This is a genomic window from Bacillus sp. NPDC094077 (assembly GCF_050279465.1).
In the GTDB taxonomy this organism is placed as follows: Bacteria; Bacillota; Bacilli; order Bacillales; family Bacillaceae_G; genus Bacillus_A.
On record NZ_JBNNUF010000009.1, the window covers coordinates 126,389 to 140,619 of the forward strand.

The window sequence follows — 14,231 nt, forward strand, 5'->3', positions numbered from 1 at the left end:
CAATGAGTACAAAAAATATTAATAAATAAAAAGAATGAAGTTAGTAACTTCATTCTTTTTATTTATTAATAAGTAGAGTACATAATTATTTAAACATACATGCATACATCCTGTTTAGAAATAATAGTACCCGCTTTTTCTTCTAGTGCTTCATATACTTTTTCTAAAGACGTAATAATTGTTTTTCGTTTTGGATTTGTATTAACAAAATTAATAGCAGCTTCAATTTTTGGAAGCATACTTCCCGCAGCAAATTGCTGTTCCTCAATGTATTCTTCTAATTTATTCACTGTGACATGCTCTAATTTTTTTTGATTCGGTTGATTATAATTTACATACACATGATCAACTGCAGTTAAAATTACGAGCGTATCGGCATCTACTAATTCAGCTAATTTCTGCGCAGCGAAATCTTTATCAATAACCGCTTCAGTTCCTTTTAGCCCTTCTTCGGAATCAATTACTGGAATTCCACCACCGCCAACAGCTATCACTATATTTCCATCTTCGACCAAAGAATTAATCACTTTATGTTCATGAATACTTACAGGCTTCGGTGATGGAACAACACGTCTCCACCCTCTACCAGCATCTTCTTTAAACACTGCTTTTGTTTCGTCCATTAATCTTCTGGCTTCTTCTTCTGTATAAAAAGGACCAATTGGTTTAGTTGGGTTTTTAAATGCCTCATCTTTTTTATCCACAACAACGCGTGTTATAACCGTTGCTACGTCTTTTTTTATATTCCGTTTTTTCAATGCCTTTTCAATCGCATTTTCCATCCAATATCCAATCATCCCTTGGCTCATTGCTCCACAAGTATCTAATGGCATTGCAGGTGTCTTTTCCGTTTCTGCAGCTTTTTGCTGTAATAAAATATTCCCCACTTGTGGGCCATTTCCATGCGCAATTACTATATCTACATCATTTTCCATTATTTTCACGAGTTGTTCCGCTGTTTTTTCCAACGCTTCTTGCTGTGCTCCCGCAGTAGCTTTTCCAGACTGTATCGCATTTCCCCCTAGTGCAACTACAATTTTTCTTCGTGCCATATTTCAGCCCTCCAGTTGATTTCGCTTTCACAGCGCTTTATAAAGTAATGCTGCCTGTAATTAATCCATAAATCGCAAAGAATGCTAAAGCACCAATTGCTACCGATGATGCTAATTCCACTCGAGTAAATATTTGCTTCGAACTCTTTTGCTTTTGAACATTGTAAAAAATAAAAATACCTGGCGCATATAAAGTCATTGTTAATAATAAATACTCTAAACCAGCCGCATAAACTAACCACACGCCATAAATACTTGCTATCAGGCCAATTATTATATTTTTATTTCGATCTGTTTCTTCAGACTTTAAACTATGCTTCAGTTGATAAAATGCTGAAAAAGCATATGGGATTAAAATAGCTGAAGATGCTAAAGAAAATGCAAAGTTATACGCCTGATCGGAAACAACGAATGTTAATAAGAACATTTGAATTAAACCATTTGTTATCCATAATGAATTTACTGGAGCCTTATTTTTATTTTCTTTTGCAAACCATTTTGGAAATACTCCATCTTTAGCCGCTAAATATGGAATTTCAGAAGCGAGCAAAGTCCATCCTAACCAAGCACCTAATACAGAGATGACTAAACCTAAATTAATAAAAATGGCACCCCATTTTCCAACAACACTTTCAAATAAATAAGCCATAGCCGGATTTTTTAAATTAGCAATATCTGCTTGCTGCATAAGTCCAAGAGACAATAATGTAATTAAAATGTAAATGATGAGTGTACCAATTAAGCCAATAACCGTTGCTTTTCCTACGTCACTTCTATTTTTTGCTCGACTAGATAAAACAACAGCCCCTTCTACCCCAATGAACACCCATAGAGTTACAAGCATTGTACTTTTAACTTGGCTGCCAACCGCTCCCCATGAAAAAGAACCAGCTTGTCCCCAAAATCCATCTAGGAACGTATCAATATGAAACGCGAAGATTCCTAAGACAATAAATACAAATACAGGTACTAATTTTGCGATTGTAGTGACTAAATTCACAAGTGCTGCTGATTGAACTCCACGTAAAATTAACATGTGAACACACCATAATAATACGCTTGCACCAATAATGGAGGCTACATTTTGACCGCCTTCAAAGATTGGAAAGAAATACCCTAATGAAGAAAATAATAATGTGCCGTAAGCTACATTACCAAGCCAAGCAGATAGCCAATATCCCCACGCACTATTAAACCCCATGAAATTACCAAATCCTGCTTTTGCATAACTAAAAATACCACCGTCTAAATCTGGCCGTTTTACAGTTAGATTTTGAAAAGATAATCCAAGCGCAATCATCCCAATTCCTGTTATAACCCAGCCAATAATAATGGCTCCAGCACCAGCACCTTTTGCCATATCACTTGCTAAATTAAATGCTCCACCGCCAATCATAGACCCAACTACAAGAGCCGTTAATGTAAACAACCCTAATTTCTTATCTTCACCCATTCCACTCACCTCTCTTTAATTGCAATAACAATACGAAAGCAATAGTGAATGATAGTGTCTAAAGGAGGAGAAAGAAGAAAGGAAGACTTCCTTTCTTCTTTACTCCATATTTCCTAAAGTAGCTGCCATAACCGCTTTAATTGTATGCATTCTATTTTCAGCTTGATCAAATACCTTTGAATGTTTACTGCGGAATACTTCGTCAGTTACCTCCATTTCTTTCAACCCATATTTCTCATAAACTTCTTCGCCATACATCGTTTCAACATCATGAAATGCAGGTAAACAATGTAAGAAAATCACGTTTTCATTTCCTGTTTCTTTAATCATCTGCATATTTACTTGATAAGGTTTCAATAACTCGACACGTTCAGCAAATTTTTCTTCTTCTCCCATAGACACCCATACATCTGTATAAATTACATCTGCATCCGCAACAGCTTCTTCCACATTACTTGTTATCATTACCTGTTCATTATATTTTTTTGCTAAGTCAATTACTTCTTGCTCTGGCCATAAAGATTCCGGTGTACAAATACGTACATCCATTCCAACGATTGCTCCACCAACTAGTAAACTATTAGCAACATTATTTCGTCCATCGCCAACGTAAACGAGCTTCACGTTTTTTAGTTTCCCTACATGTTCTCTAATAGTTAATAAATCTGCGAGCGTTTGTGTTGGATGCCACATATCTGTTAATCCATTCCAAACGGGTACACCAGAATTTTGCGCTAAAGATTCTACAGTTTCATGATTAAATCCACGAAACTCAATTCCGTCAAACATGCGTCCTAACACTTTTGCTGTATCCTCTACGGATTCTTTTTTCCCAAGCTGAATATCACCTTTCCCTAAATATTCAGGGTTCGCACCTAAATCTGTACATGCTACTGTAAATGCACATCGCGTACGAGTAGAGGTTTTTTCAAATAAGAGCGCTACATTTTTACCTTCTAAATAATGATGTGGGATACCGTTTTTCTTTTTCTCTTTTAATTCCGCTGCTAAATCTAGAAAATATAATAATTCTTCTTGTGTAAAATCTTTTTCAGCTAGAAAACTTCTTCCTTTTAAATTTGGTCTAGTCATTAACATACTTCATCCCTACTTTCTCCGTTATTTATACTAAATATCTTTACGAACAATCGGCATACTCATGCAACGTGGACCCCCACGACCACGAGACAATTCCGAACTTAGCACCTCAATGACTTCTATACCATGTTCCCGTAATAAAGTATTGGATACATAGTTGCGATCATATGTAACAACTACACCTGGCGCAATTGCTAATGTATTAGAACCGTCATTCCATTGTTCACGAGCGGAAGCAATTGCATCTCCTCCTCCACAAGGAATAAGAACTAATTCACTTAAACCTAATACCTCTTTTAATGCTTCCATTAAAGAAGTGCGGTGTGTAATTTTAAGAGTTTCCTCATCTGGACCTTTTTCTAAAATATAAATATTCATATTTCCTTTTGGCCCTTGAATGGCTGGGTGAATTGTAAACTTATCATAATCAACCATTGTAAATACTGTATCTAAATGCATAAATGCTCGGCATTTCGGAATTTCTATCGCTAACACTTTTTTTATTTTATTTTGTCGGCTAAAGAGATTTTTAGCTAAACGTTCAATTGCTTTAGCTGAAGTACGGGCAGATACTCCAATTGCAATTGTTTCTTCATTTAAAATTAGCTCATCGCCACCTTCAATTGGAAACTTATAATCACGATCTAGCCAAATTGGCACATTGTGATTTGCAAATCTTGGATGATATTTAATGATGTACTCCATGAATAATGATTCACGTCTACGCGCCGGTTCTCTCATCTTATTTATCGTTAAGCCATCGCCCACGCTAGCTGCTGGATCACGAGTAAAATATAAATTAGGCATTGGGTCTAAGTAAAACGGATAATGATCTTCCATTAATTCGTATAAATGTGTCTTCTTACTTGTTTCAATTTCGTTTTTCCGTACACCACCCATAATTTTTTGAATTAATTCTTCATTTGAAAAGGAAAGTAAATATTCTTTTAAAGTTTGATGTGCAACATTTACGTCAGCCTGTCCTTCTTTTAAAATACGATCAACAAATTCTTCTCGAAGTTTTTTATCTACTAATGCTTCAGCAGCTAGTTTTTCTAAATAAAGAACTTCAACACCCCGATTGCGTAATGTTTGTGCAAAATAATCATGCTCTTTTTGAATAATTGGTAAGTATGGAATATCGTCAAATAATAATTGCTGCAAATAATCTGGCGTTAAGTTTTCCACTTCTTTACCCGGTCGTTTTAATAAAACCGTTTGTAATTCCCCAATTTCTGAAGTAACATGTATCGGATGCTTCATTTGTTGTACCTCCTTTTAAATATGTTTGATGTCTTACAAGTACATAATAAATGCTACGCGCTTTCATCTTTGTGAAAGCATCCACATTATCATTGTGAAATATTAAACAAGTTGTTTTTTTAAAATCATATAAATTTGTATTTTTATAACACTTCACCAAGCTTTTTTAATAAAAAAATACATATATTACGCATATATGTTGAATATTTAACTTCCGTATTTAAACAAAAATCCTGTTTTTAATTTTTATTAAAAACAGGATTTTGCATCTAAATAATTAAATTTAACCTTTCTTCTAAAATCTCCCTATCTGATTTCGACTGAGAAATTATAAGGCATGTATCATTTCCACATATACACCCTATTTTTTCTTTCCACTCTAACTCATCAAACAAAACACCAATAACATGTGCATTACCAGGTAATGTTTTAATAACCATTAATTGATCTACACAATCAATTTTTACAACAACCTCTCGTAATTTTTTCTTTAACTTTATATCCGTTTGTAGATGCTCTTCTGAAAAAATTTTATATATCATTAATCCTTCCTGAGAAGGTACCTTCGTTAAGCTTAACTCGCGAATATCTCGAGAAACCGTAGCTTGTGTTACTAATACATCTTTTTCTGCTAACAATTCTACTAATCTTTCTTGCTTATCTATTTCATACTCCTTTACAAATTGTTTAATTAATCGTTGTCTTTTTTCTTTTTTCATAAAAGACACCCCTTTTAATATTATAGCTCGCTATAATTTTCATCCGAAAGGGACAAAAAAGAAAGTTGCGGAAACGTTCATAGTTTAACTGTGGATATTAAATCTAGCTAAATAAAGTGAAACTTTAATCAGTGGGGGTTTTGTTCATCCCCCACTGATTATTAGCCCACACCAATCGGGCGTTTACAGGTAGCCCGACACCCACCTAACTTCTTTGCTCCAGCCGAATTTTGAGGTGGGTGTCTTACTGCCCACAAATAGCGGGATAAAAAAGAAAGAACAGCATTCTGTTCCTCTCTTTTACATTGAAAATCGTTCAATTGTCTGTTTCAAGTCAATTGCTTGCTTCTCTAAATCTTTTAATAATTGATCAATTGCTATCATATTTTTAGACTGTCGCAGCGTCACACGCGCCACTTCTTGTGAACCAGCTGACGTTTCTTCAGCAATTGCTGCTACGGCCTTTGTTTGTGCTCCTGTTTGATGAATGTGACTCACTTGTTCATTCATATAACTACTAATTTGCTTGGTTGCATTGGCTACTTCCATAACACTTGATGACATTTCTTTTAAAATTAATTCTGTAGCTTCCCCACGTTTGGCCTCTTCTTTAGCTGTTTTTACTTGCTCTGTCATTTTCAATGCGACTTGTTGCACCTCATCTTGCATATTCCGTAATAATTGAGATATGTTTCTTGCGGAATGATCACTTTCATCAGCCAATTTACGTACTTCTTCTGCTACAACCGCAAAGCCCCTTCCATGCTCTCCTGCACGAGCTGCCTCAATAGAAGCGTTTAGTGCCAATAAATTTGTTTGACTAGCAATCTCACTCACAACAGAAACAATGTGTTCAACTTGTTTCATTCGCTCTTCTAACTTCTGTACATTTTGCATCGAATCTTCATTTTCTTTCGCCAATGTTTGAATACCTTGAATTAAAGAAGTAAAAACGCGTGTACTTTGACCTAGAGCTTGAACCATTGCCGAAGACAAATCGTCAGATTGTTTCGCTTTTCCCTCTACTTCCCTCGCAATCGAAGTCGTTGTATCAACAGTAGAAACAATCGCCTGAATTGATGCTGCTGATTGCTCAGCGCCGTAAGAAATCTCTGCAAGAGTTTCAGACACACCCTGTGCTTGCTTCGTCGCTTCGCCTGTTTGTTTTCTAATTTGCTGAACTTGATTATTTGTATACGAAAATGTAGTATCAATATTTTTTACCATGCCCCTTAAGTTTCCTAGCATCATATTAAATGCAACACTTAATGATTTAATCTCATCATCTGTCTTTGGTAATGGGACATCTGCACGAATATCACCTTCAGCCGCTTTCCTTGCAGCTTCCTCCAACTTCCGAAGTGGTTTAATTAAAAGTATGGCTGCTCCATATGCTAAAATCCCAGACCATACTACCCCTAATAACATAACGATAATATTATAAACAGTTTGACTTACATAAATTTGAAAATAATCGTAAATGACATAGATGAAAAATAAACTTGTTGAGTATGTAATTAAAGCCAAAATTGTAGTAAATAACATAAGCTGTATACGTAAACCAAAGGAAAATGTTTTCCTTTCTTTTTCCATCTCTTCTTCCCCCTTCTTATAAGCAATATAAGTATCACCTATATATTATTATCCATATTTTCGTTATAGAAAGATATAGAGATTTTAAAAACCACTATTTCTTTGAATATCAAATCCCACAAAAAAAATAAAGGATTCTGACAATTTGTGACTAATAACAGAAATAAGGGGCAAAATTTGTAAAATATATTTTTGACTGGGGGTTTTGTATGATTCAAGTTCGAAATCTAGTAAAATCATTTGGCTCACTCGATGTTTTAAAAGGAATTGATTTAGAAGTAAAAGAAAAAGAAGTTGTTGTTTTAATTGGTGCCAGTGGTTCTGGAAAAAGTACATTACTTCGCTGTCTTAACTTTTTAGAAATGTACGATGAAGGTGAAATTCATTTACAAGGTGAACGGATTGATCCAAAGCATTCAAATTTAAACAAAGTCCGTGAAAATGTCGGTATGGTTTTTCAGCACTTTAACCTCTTTCCTCATATGACCTCATTAGAAAACATCATAGAAGCACCTATTCACGTAAAAAAATTAGAGACAACAAATGCAAAGGAGATTGGAAATCAACTCCTCCAAAAAGTCGGCCTGCAAGATAAGGCGGATGTAACTCCCCACCTACTTTCAGGTGGTCAAAAACAACGCGTTGCAATTGCACGGGCTCTTGCTATGAACCCTAAAATTATGCTATTTGATGAACCTACCTCAGCCTTAGACCCTGAACTTGTTGGAGAAGTGTTGCAAGTTATGAAAGAACTTGCTGAAGAAGGAATGACGATGGTTATTGTTACTCATGAAATGAATTTCGCAAGAGATGTAGCTGATCGCGTCATCTTTATGGATGATGGGAAAATTGTAGAGGATGCTCCGCCCGAACAATTCTTCTCAGCTCCATCACATGAACGGGCAAAACAATTTTTACGCAACGTTTTATAAGCGAACTACTATTTCACATGTAAAGAAATATATTCATACGGTGCACAACTAATTGTCCAAATAAAATATCTCGATAACATACTTAAAACCATCCGTATGATCAATTTATAGGAGGGGTTTTATGAAAAAAAAATTACTAACCATTGTTGCGAGCATTACGCTATGTACATCCTTCATACTAGGAGCCTGTAGCAAGGAGAGCTCTACTACTTCATCAAATAATGAAAAAGAGTTTCGCTATGCGATGAGCGGATTATATAAACCTTTTAACTATAAAGAAAATGACGGAAAGCTTGCCGGGTTTGATGTAGAAATAGGTGAGGCGCTTGCCAAGAAAATGAATATGAAACCTACTCCTATTACAAATCCATGGGAAACGCTAATTCAAGGTCTACAATCAAAAAAATATGATGTGATATTGGGAAGTATGGCTATTACAGAAGAACGATTAAAAGCTGTTAGTTTCTCAAACCCATATTATCGCTCTGGTGCTCAAATTTTTGTAGCTAAAAAGAATACCTCTATCTCTTCTCCAGAAGATTTGAAGGGTAAGAAAATTGGTGTTGTAAAAGCTAGTACCTTTAAAACTCTTGTTGCAAAATATACAGATCAAATTACAGAATACGATAGTGATATTACTGCTCTTATGGACTTAGAACCCGGGCGTGTTGATGCAGTAATTACTGATCAAATGGTTGGTCTACGTATGATTAAAGAAGGAAAGTCTAACATAAAAGAAGCTGGAAAACCATTAAATCTTGATGAAATGGGTATCGCTATTCGCAAGGACGATAAAGAAATGGTTGAAAAAGTAAATAAAGCTTTAGATGAAATCATTAAAGATGGTACGTATGAAAAGATCAGTAAAAAATGGTTTGGCCGTAATATTCTTGGGGAAGAGGCGAAAATAAAGTAATTTAGCCCTTCAAAGGTTCCATAAATCATGCCCCACTTTGTGTGGGGCATTTCATTCTCTACTAAAATCTATACAATATGAGGTGACACACATGTTTGAAATTTTTATTTCTACCTATCCCACACTCTTAAAAGCTACTATTGTCACATTACAATTAACATTAACTTCCCTAGTACTCGGTTCATTAATTGGATTACTATTCGCTTTCTTTCGAATCTCTAACAATAAAGTTTTAAATAGTATCGCTCATGTATATATCGCCATTATTCGTGGTACACCTTTAATTGTTCAAATCGCGATTCTCTATTTTGGTATTACATCTGTTGTTGTTTTCACGCCTTTTTGGGCAGGTGCAATTGCTTTAGCAATTCATAACGGTGCATATATTACTGAAATTTTCCGCGGCTCCATTCAATCCGTCGACAGGGGACAATTGGAAGCTGCTCGTTCTTTAGGTATGCCTTACCCTTTAGCTATGCGCCGGATTATATTACCACAAGCATTCCGTCTGTCTCTTCCTCCTCTAGGGAATCAATTTATTATTGGATTAAAAGATTCTTCACTTGTTGCTTACGTAGGGCTGTCTGAATTATGGGGATCAGGTCTATCAATTGCCGCAGGTAACTTCCAACAATTAGATACATATATAATCGTTGGTTTATACTATCTCGTACTTGTTCTTCTATTTACTTATTTTGTTAATCTTTTAGAAAAACGACTTCAACGAAAAGAGACTAACTCTATCCAAGTCCATACAAAAAACAAAAAAGAAGTTTCTTTATAAGAAAAAGCAAGCCATCTTAGGCTTGCTTTTTCACTGCAAAAATATATCAACTTTTACTGATTTGCTTTTTTAATACTTTCTTTTTCCTCTATATGTTCCTCACGATATGAAATATTATGAGGGTCTAATCCATTTCCTAAAGAACCGTAGAAATGTTCTTTATGCGGATCAATTAACTCACTTCCTTGATAGTATACACGTGGTGTATTCCATAGCGCCGCCAAAGCTTTTGTCATTGGCATCTCATGATAGCGTTCCGGCCACATTTCTTTAATTTTCTCTTTTACTAACGGATAGTATTTAGAGCTCATAGCAGGAAACAGATGATGTTCTGTGTGATATGAGAAATTGAAATGTAAAACGTCTACCCAGCGCGGCACTGTTACTGATAAACAGTTTGCTAACGGATCATTTACTGGAACAATTGGATTTAAGCGGTGATTTGTTGCGATATATGCCATTACAATAAAGTTAGCAATTAACAACGGAATCACATATGCAAATAACCATTTTGCAGGTCCCATAATAAACAATAAACTAATCCAAACTGTCCAAGGCAAAAGAAGTTGAAGCCATACAGATTTTTGATTGGATGACTTAAATTCCTTAATAAAATGAAAGAACATTCGAGTCGAATGCAATGTAAATTGAATTGTTAATGACAGAAAACTAAAGAATGAACGTACATGAAGAGGCATGTGATATACCCAACTCAAAAACTTACTCTTTTTAAGCTTCTCAAGTGTCGGCCATGCATCTGGATCATTTTCTTCATGCTGTGTATGAACATGATGCGTTGCATTATGCCACTTTCTCCAAAGTTTTGGTCCTGTTGATAATGGCATAAATGCAATCGCTCCTAAGAAATCACGAAGCCATGCCTTTCTTACAACTGTTCCATGTAAAATTTCATGCCCTAAAAATCCAAGTGAAGCAAAACATAATCCAAGAACAATCGCAATTCCTAGATTTACCCACACATTCAATTCAAATACACCAATCGTTATTAATCCCGCCAATGCCACAAGTAAATAAGCCAGTCCACCAAATAAACGAGTAGGAACTGGTTTAAATGCTTTTTTCGGCAAATGTGGTGATACACGCGCTGCATACCACCCAAACGTATGAAGCTCCTTCATCCTTTTGCCCCTTTCTGATGCCGCGCCCTGCGCAACTTGCATATATCAATTGTTGCTTCCAGATTGATTTTACTAGGTGATCCCAAAAGCATTCATTATAAGGAAAATATACTCACTCTATCGTCACTTATTTTTTCGCTTTTATTATCAATGAAAAACATTTCTCTTTTTACTCTCTATCAACCTTTCCACATGATGAATCATAACAATAGACTTTCTATATTGTCAACAACTTTTATGACCTAGTAATAAAAGTTGGTTATATTTTTATAATTATACTTTATTTCACTAAAGAAAAACCATAGATTTTATAAGGGTTTATCCGTTATATATGTACACGCACTTAAGTGCTATAGACTCCCTCTTATTCAAGAACTCTCTATGTAAATAACAAATGAACTCATCTGAATTTAGCTTTACACAACCCATACCTCTTCATACTGAGATCCTCAAATAATTATATCAAAATAATTAATACCTTCCTTTTAATAAAGTGAAACTTTAATCAGGGGGGTTTTGTTCATCCCCCACTGATTATTAGTTGAACCAATCGGGCGTTTACGGGCAGTTGATCTCCCACCTAACTTCTTTGCTCCAGCCGAATTTTGAGGTGGGAGTCTTACTGCCCACAAATAGCGGGATAAAAATAGACTCCTTCTAAAACAACACACATGAATTTCATATAATATGGAAATATTAAAAGGAAAATTGTTCTAAATCAGGAGGTTTCCGTAATGACAAGTGATACATTTCCACAATTCCCACTATCTTATTGGATTGAATCTACCCAGTTTCCTACTTTCCCTCGTTTATCCGAAAATATAAAGACGCAAGTTGCTGTTATCGGTGCTGGTATTACAGGTGTTACCACTGCCTATCTACTCGCAAAAGAAGGTATTAACGTTGTATTAATTGATTCCGGCCTTATTTTAAACGGAACGACTGGACATACAACGGCGAAAGTAACCGCACAACACGATCTTATTTATGACGAACTAATAAATCATTTCGGTGTTGAAAAAGCTCAACTTTACTATGAATCAAATAATCGCGCTCTACAATTCATAAGTGACACTGTGCAAACATATAAAATCGACTGTAATTTCTCAAATGAAGATTCATATTTATATACAACAACCGATAACGGATTAAGAAATTTATCAAAAGAATATGAAGCTTATCAAAAATTAAATATCCCTTGTGACTATGTCCAATCTCTATCGATTCCTATTCCAGTACAATCTGCACTTGTAATGAAAAATCAAGCACAATTCCATCCGCTCCTTTATTTGAAAACACTTTTAGAAAAGTTTGTGGAGATGGGCGGAAAGATTTATGAGCAAACAACAGCTATTGATGTGGAAAAAGGAGATTATCCACAAGTAATTACCAAGAGCGGCCAGCGCATCTCTTGTGAATATGTTGTCTCTTGTTCACATTTTCCTTTTTATGATGCTAACAGCTTTTTCTTTACGCGAATGTACGCAGAACGCTCCTATGCTCTTGCAATAAAAGCAAAAGCGGATTATCCAGGTGGCATGTATTTAAGTATCGATGATCCAAAACGCTCCTTACGCTATACAACAAGCAATGGAGAAAAATTAATTTTAATTGGTGGAGAAAGCCATAAAACAGGACAAGGAATAAATACGATGTTTCATTATGAAGCACTATATTCTTTTGCTGAAGCAACTTTTGGAGTAGATGAAGTTCCCTATAGATGGTCAGCGCAAGATTTGATTACTCTAGACAAGCTCCCTTATATCGGACATATTAACGAAAGGAATCCAAATATATTTGTTGCAACTGGATATCGTAAATGGGGAATGACAACTGGAACTGCTGCCGCTCATTTACTGAAGGATTCCATTTTAAAAGTCCACAGTCCATATAAAGAACTATTTGCGCCATCAAGATTTCATGCAAATCCAGATATAAAAACATTCCTTTCTCAGAACATTGATGTTGCTAAACATTTAATTGAAGGAAAAATTGAAACCGCATTACGTAAACCAGAAGACCTTGAAGTTGGCGAAGGATCTGTTGTACATGTCAACGGTAAACGAGCAGGTGCTTATAAAGACAAAGAAGGAAAATTGCATATCGTCGATACAACTTGTACACACCTTGGCTGCGAAGTTGAATGGAATAACGGTGACTGCACTTGGGATTGTCCTTGTCACGGTTCTCGTTTTTCAATTGAGGGGGACGTTATTGAAGGTCCAGCAGATCAACCATTAAAGCGAGTTGATAATGAGTAAAAAAATAAAGAAGTTCAACAGAATTCCTGTTGAACTTCTTTATTTTCTCTGACGCCTTTTCAGATAAAGTGAAGCTTTAATCAGTGGGGTTTTGTTCATCCCCCACTGATTATTAGTCCACACCAATCGGGAGTTTACGAGCAGCCCGACTCCCACCTAACTTCTTCGCCCCAGCCGAATTTTGAGGTGGGTGTCTTACTGCCCGCAAATAGCGGGATAAAAAAGGGCACAAACTTACTTGTGCTCTTTTTTGTATACTTCAAACAACATATTTCTAAATAATGTATTCAAACTCTCAATATCAATCCCTAATCCCTTTTCAATCCCTTTCACGTATTGCTGGTAGTAATCAATTTGTTCTTCTAAAAATTGATTTAGCACCTTAATTTTCAATCCAACATCTAATTCAGTACCCGCTTTTTTCTTTACTAACAACTTCTCAATCTCATTTAATACACTACGTTCTATAGATAGTTCTGTAATTAATCTGTCAAATTCTACTGGAGGCAATGTCCCTTTCTCTTCTAGCCACTTACAGGCTAAAATAGGACGTAATACATAAAAATACTTTTTCAATTTTACATTCTCATCTTGTAAAAATTCACGATAATTTTTCGACGCCATATGTAAGTAATGATATATCGTTGCTTTTGGATCAAAATTCTTTTCACTCATTTGCTGAAGCTGCTCTGGAAAATTAGAGTTTTTTGAATAAAAAATTGGTGATCGAATCCACTCAAGTAAAGCTGGATTTGACTTCGCGAATAGTTGCAATGCCTTTTTAATATCCCATCCGCTTATATCTAAATCATCACTAATTGGATATTCAATTACATCACGTTTATCATGAATTGATAAATACCATTCTACTGGATGTATATAAACAAACCTAACATCATAATCGCTATCTTTCGATGGAAATCCCCAAGCACGACTCCCTGATTCCACTGCAAATAAAATTTTCACATCATTCTCTTTTTCAATTCTTTCTAACTCTAATTCAATTTTTTCTCTCATTTCA

Annotated in this window: 12 protein-coding genes and 1 pseudogene; 4 read left to right on the forward strand and 9 right to left on the reverse strand. The window is 35.4% G+C overall.

The features are described from left to right. Positions 1-89: 89 nt before the first annotated feature. The 7 genes and pseudogenes from arcC to ACQKNR_RS20545 all read right to left on the reverse strand — a co-directional run. Positions 90-1,052: a carbamate kinase gene (arcC, locus tag ACQKNR_RS20515; protein WP_427320096.1), complete on the reverse strand. Its 963-nt coding sequence runs from the start codon at positions 1,050-1,052 to the stop codon at positions 90-92. A gap of 37 nt (positions 1,053-1,089) precedes the next feature. Next, a complete protein-coding gene (gene arcD, locus ACQKNR_RS20520) occupies positions 1,090-2,505 on the reverse strand; it encodes an arginine-ornithine antiporter (RefSeq protein ID WP_427320098.1) in 1,416 nt (471 codons plus the stop codon). A gap of 99 nt (positions 2,506-2,604) precedes the next feature. Next, the gene (gene argF, locus ACQKNR_RS20525; protein ID WP_427320100.1) at positions 2,605-3,603 is read right to left on the reverse strand and encodes an ornithine carbamoyltransferase; all 999 of its coding nucleotides are present in this window, start codon (positions 3,601-3,603) and stop codon (positions 2,605-2,607) included. Between the two features lie 30 nt (positions 3,604-3,633). Continuing rightward, positions 3,634-4,866 carry an arginine deiminase gene (gene arcA, locus ACQKNR_RS20530; protein ID WP_427320102.1) on the reverse strand — a complete coding sequence of 411 codons (1,233 nt, stop codon included), beginning with the start codon at positions 4,864-4,866 and terminating at the stop codon, positions 3,634-3,636. 269 nt (positions 4,867-5,135) lie between these two features. Continuing rightward, a complete protein-coding gene (gene argR / locus ACQKNR_RS20535) occupies positions 5,136-5,585 on the reverse strand; it encodes an arginine repressor (protein ID WP_427320104.1) in 450 nt (149 codons plus the stop codon). A gap of 300 nt (positions 5,586-5,885) precedes the next feature. Continuing rightward, positions 5,886-6,836: a methyl-accepting chemotaxis protein gene (locus ACQKNR_RS20540; protein WP_427320239.1), complete on the reverse strand. Its 951-nt coding sequence runs from the start codon at positions 6,834-6,836 to the stop codon at positions 5,886-5,888. Positions 6,837-6,875: 39 nt separating this feature from the next. Continuing rightward, positions 6,876-7,178 (reverse strand): annotated as a pseudogene (locus tag ACQKNR_RS20545) (methyl-accepting chemotaxis protein); the annotation flags it as partial. A 209-nt stretch (positions 7,179-7,387) separates the two neighbouring features. Here ACQKNR_RS20545 and ACQKNR_RS20550 point away from each other — a divergent pair. The 3 genes from ACQKNR_RS20550 (at position 7,388) to ACQKNR_RS20560 (ending at position 9,810) form a co-directional block, all read left to right on the forward strand. Continuing rightward, positions 7,388-8,110 (forward strand): amino acid ABC transporter ATP-binding protein, encoded by a 723-nt coding sequence (locus ACQKNR_RS20550; protein WP_427320106.1) that lies wholly within the window; start codon positions 7,388-7,390, stop codon positions 8,108-8,110. Between the two features lie 121 nt (positions 8,111-8,231). Beyond that, entirely contained in the window at positions 8,232-9,026 is a 795-nt protein-coding gene (locus ACQKNR_RS20555) for an ABC transporter substrate-binding protein (RefSeq protein WP_427320107.1), read from the forward strand. A 91-nt stretch (positions 9,027-9,117) separates the two neighbouring features. Then, positions 9,118-9,810, forward strand: a complete 693-nt coding sequence (locus tag ACQKNR_RS20560; protein WP_427320109.1) for an amino acid ABC transporter permease — start codon at positions 9,118-9,120, stop codon at positions 9,808-9,810. Between the two features lie 53 nt (positions 9,811-9,863). Here ACQKNR_RS20560 and ACQKNR_RS20565 read toward each other — a convergent pair whose 3' ends face one another. Further along, positions 9,864-10,949, reverse strand: coding sequence for a fatty acid desaturase family protein (locus tag ACQKNR_RS20565; RefSeq protein WP_427320111.1), 1,086 nt, complete (start codon positions 10,947-10,949; stop codon positions 9,864-9,866). 734 nt (positions 10,950-11,683) lie between these two features. Between ACQKNR_RS20565 and ACQKNR_RS20570 the strand changes: the two genes are divergently transcribed. Continuing rightward, positions 11,684-13,210, forward strand: a complete 1,527-nt coding sequence (locus ACQKNR_RS20570) for an FAD-dependent oxidoreductase (protein ID WP_427320113.1) — start codon at positions 11,684-11,686, stop codon at positions 13,208-13,210. Between the two features lie 234 nt (positions 13,211-13,444). On the opposite strand, the gene ACQKNR_RS20575 is transcribed toward ACQKNR_RS20570, so the two are convergent. Then, positions 13,445-14,227 carry a nucleotidyltransferase domain-containing protein gene (locus ACQKNR_RS20575; protein ID WP_427320115.1) on the reverse strand — a complete coding sequence of 261 codons (783 nt, stop codon included), beginning with the start codon at positions 14,225-14,227 and terminating at the stop codon, positions 13,445-13,447. Positions 14,228-14,231 lie beyond the last annotated feature (4 nt).

Bases quoted from the DNA above. Each gene is read 5' to 3' on its own strand.
- arcC (WP_427320096.1), bottom strand. From the start codon at position 1,052: ATGGCACGAAGAAAAATTGTAGTTGCACTAGGGGGAAATGCGATACAG.
- arcD (WP_427320098.1), bottom strand. From the start codon at position 2,505: ATGGGTGAAGATAAGAAATTAGGGTTGTTTACATTAACGGCTCTTGTA.
- argF (WP_427320100.1), bottom strand. From the start codon at position 3,603: ATGTTAATGACTAGACCAAATTTAAAAGGAAGAAGTTTTCTAGCTGAA.
- arcA (WP_427320102.1), bottom strand. From the start codon at position 4,866: ATGAAGCATCCGATACATGTTACTTCAGAAATTGGGGAATTACAAACG.
- argR (WP_427320104.1), bottom strand. From the start codon at position 5,585: ATGAAAAAAGAAAAAAGACAACGATTAATTAAACAATTTGTAAAGGAG.
- ACQKNR_RS20540 (WP_427320239.1), bottom strand. From the start codon at position 6,836: ATGATGCTAGGAAACTTAAGGGGCATGGTAAAAAATATTGATACTACA.
- ACQKNR_RS20550 (WP_427320106.1), top strand. From the start codon at position 7,388: ATGATTCAAGTTCGAAATCTAGTAAAATCATTTGGCTCACTCGATGTT.
- ACQKNR_RS20555 (WP_427320107.1), top strand. From the start codon at position 8,232: ATGAAAAAAAAATTACTAACCATTGTTGCGAGCATTACGCTATGTACA.
- ACQKNR_RS20560 (WP_427320109.1), top strand. From the start codon at position 9,118: ATGTTTGAAATTTTTATTTCTACCTATCCCACACTCTTAAAAGCTACT.
- ACQKNR_RS20565 (WP_427320111.1), bottom strand. From the start codon at position 10,949: ATGAAGGAGCTTCATACGTTTGGGTGGTATGCAGCGCGTGTATCACCA.
- ACQKNR_RS20570 (WP_427320113.1), top strand. From the start codon at position 11,684: ATGACAAGTGATACATTTCCACAATTCCCACTATCTTATTGGATTGAA.
- ACQKNR_RS20575 (WP_427320115.1), bottom strand. From the start codon at position 14,227: ATGAGAGAAAAAATTGAATTAGAGTTAGAAAGAATTGAAAAAGAGAAT.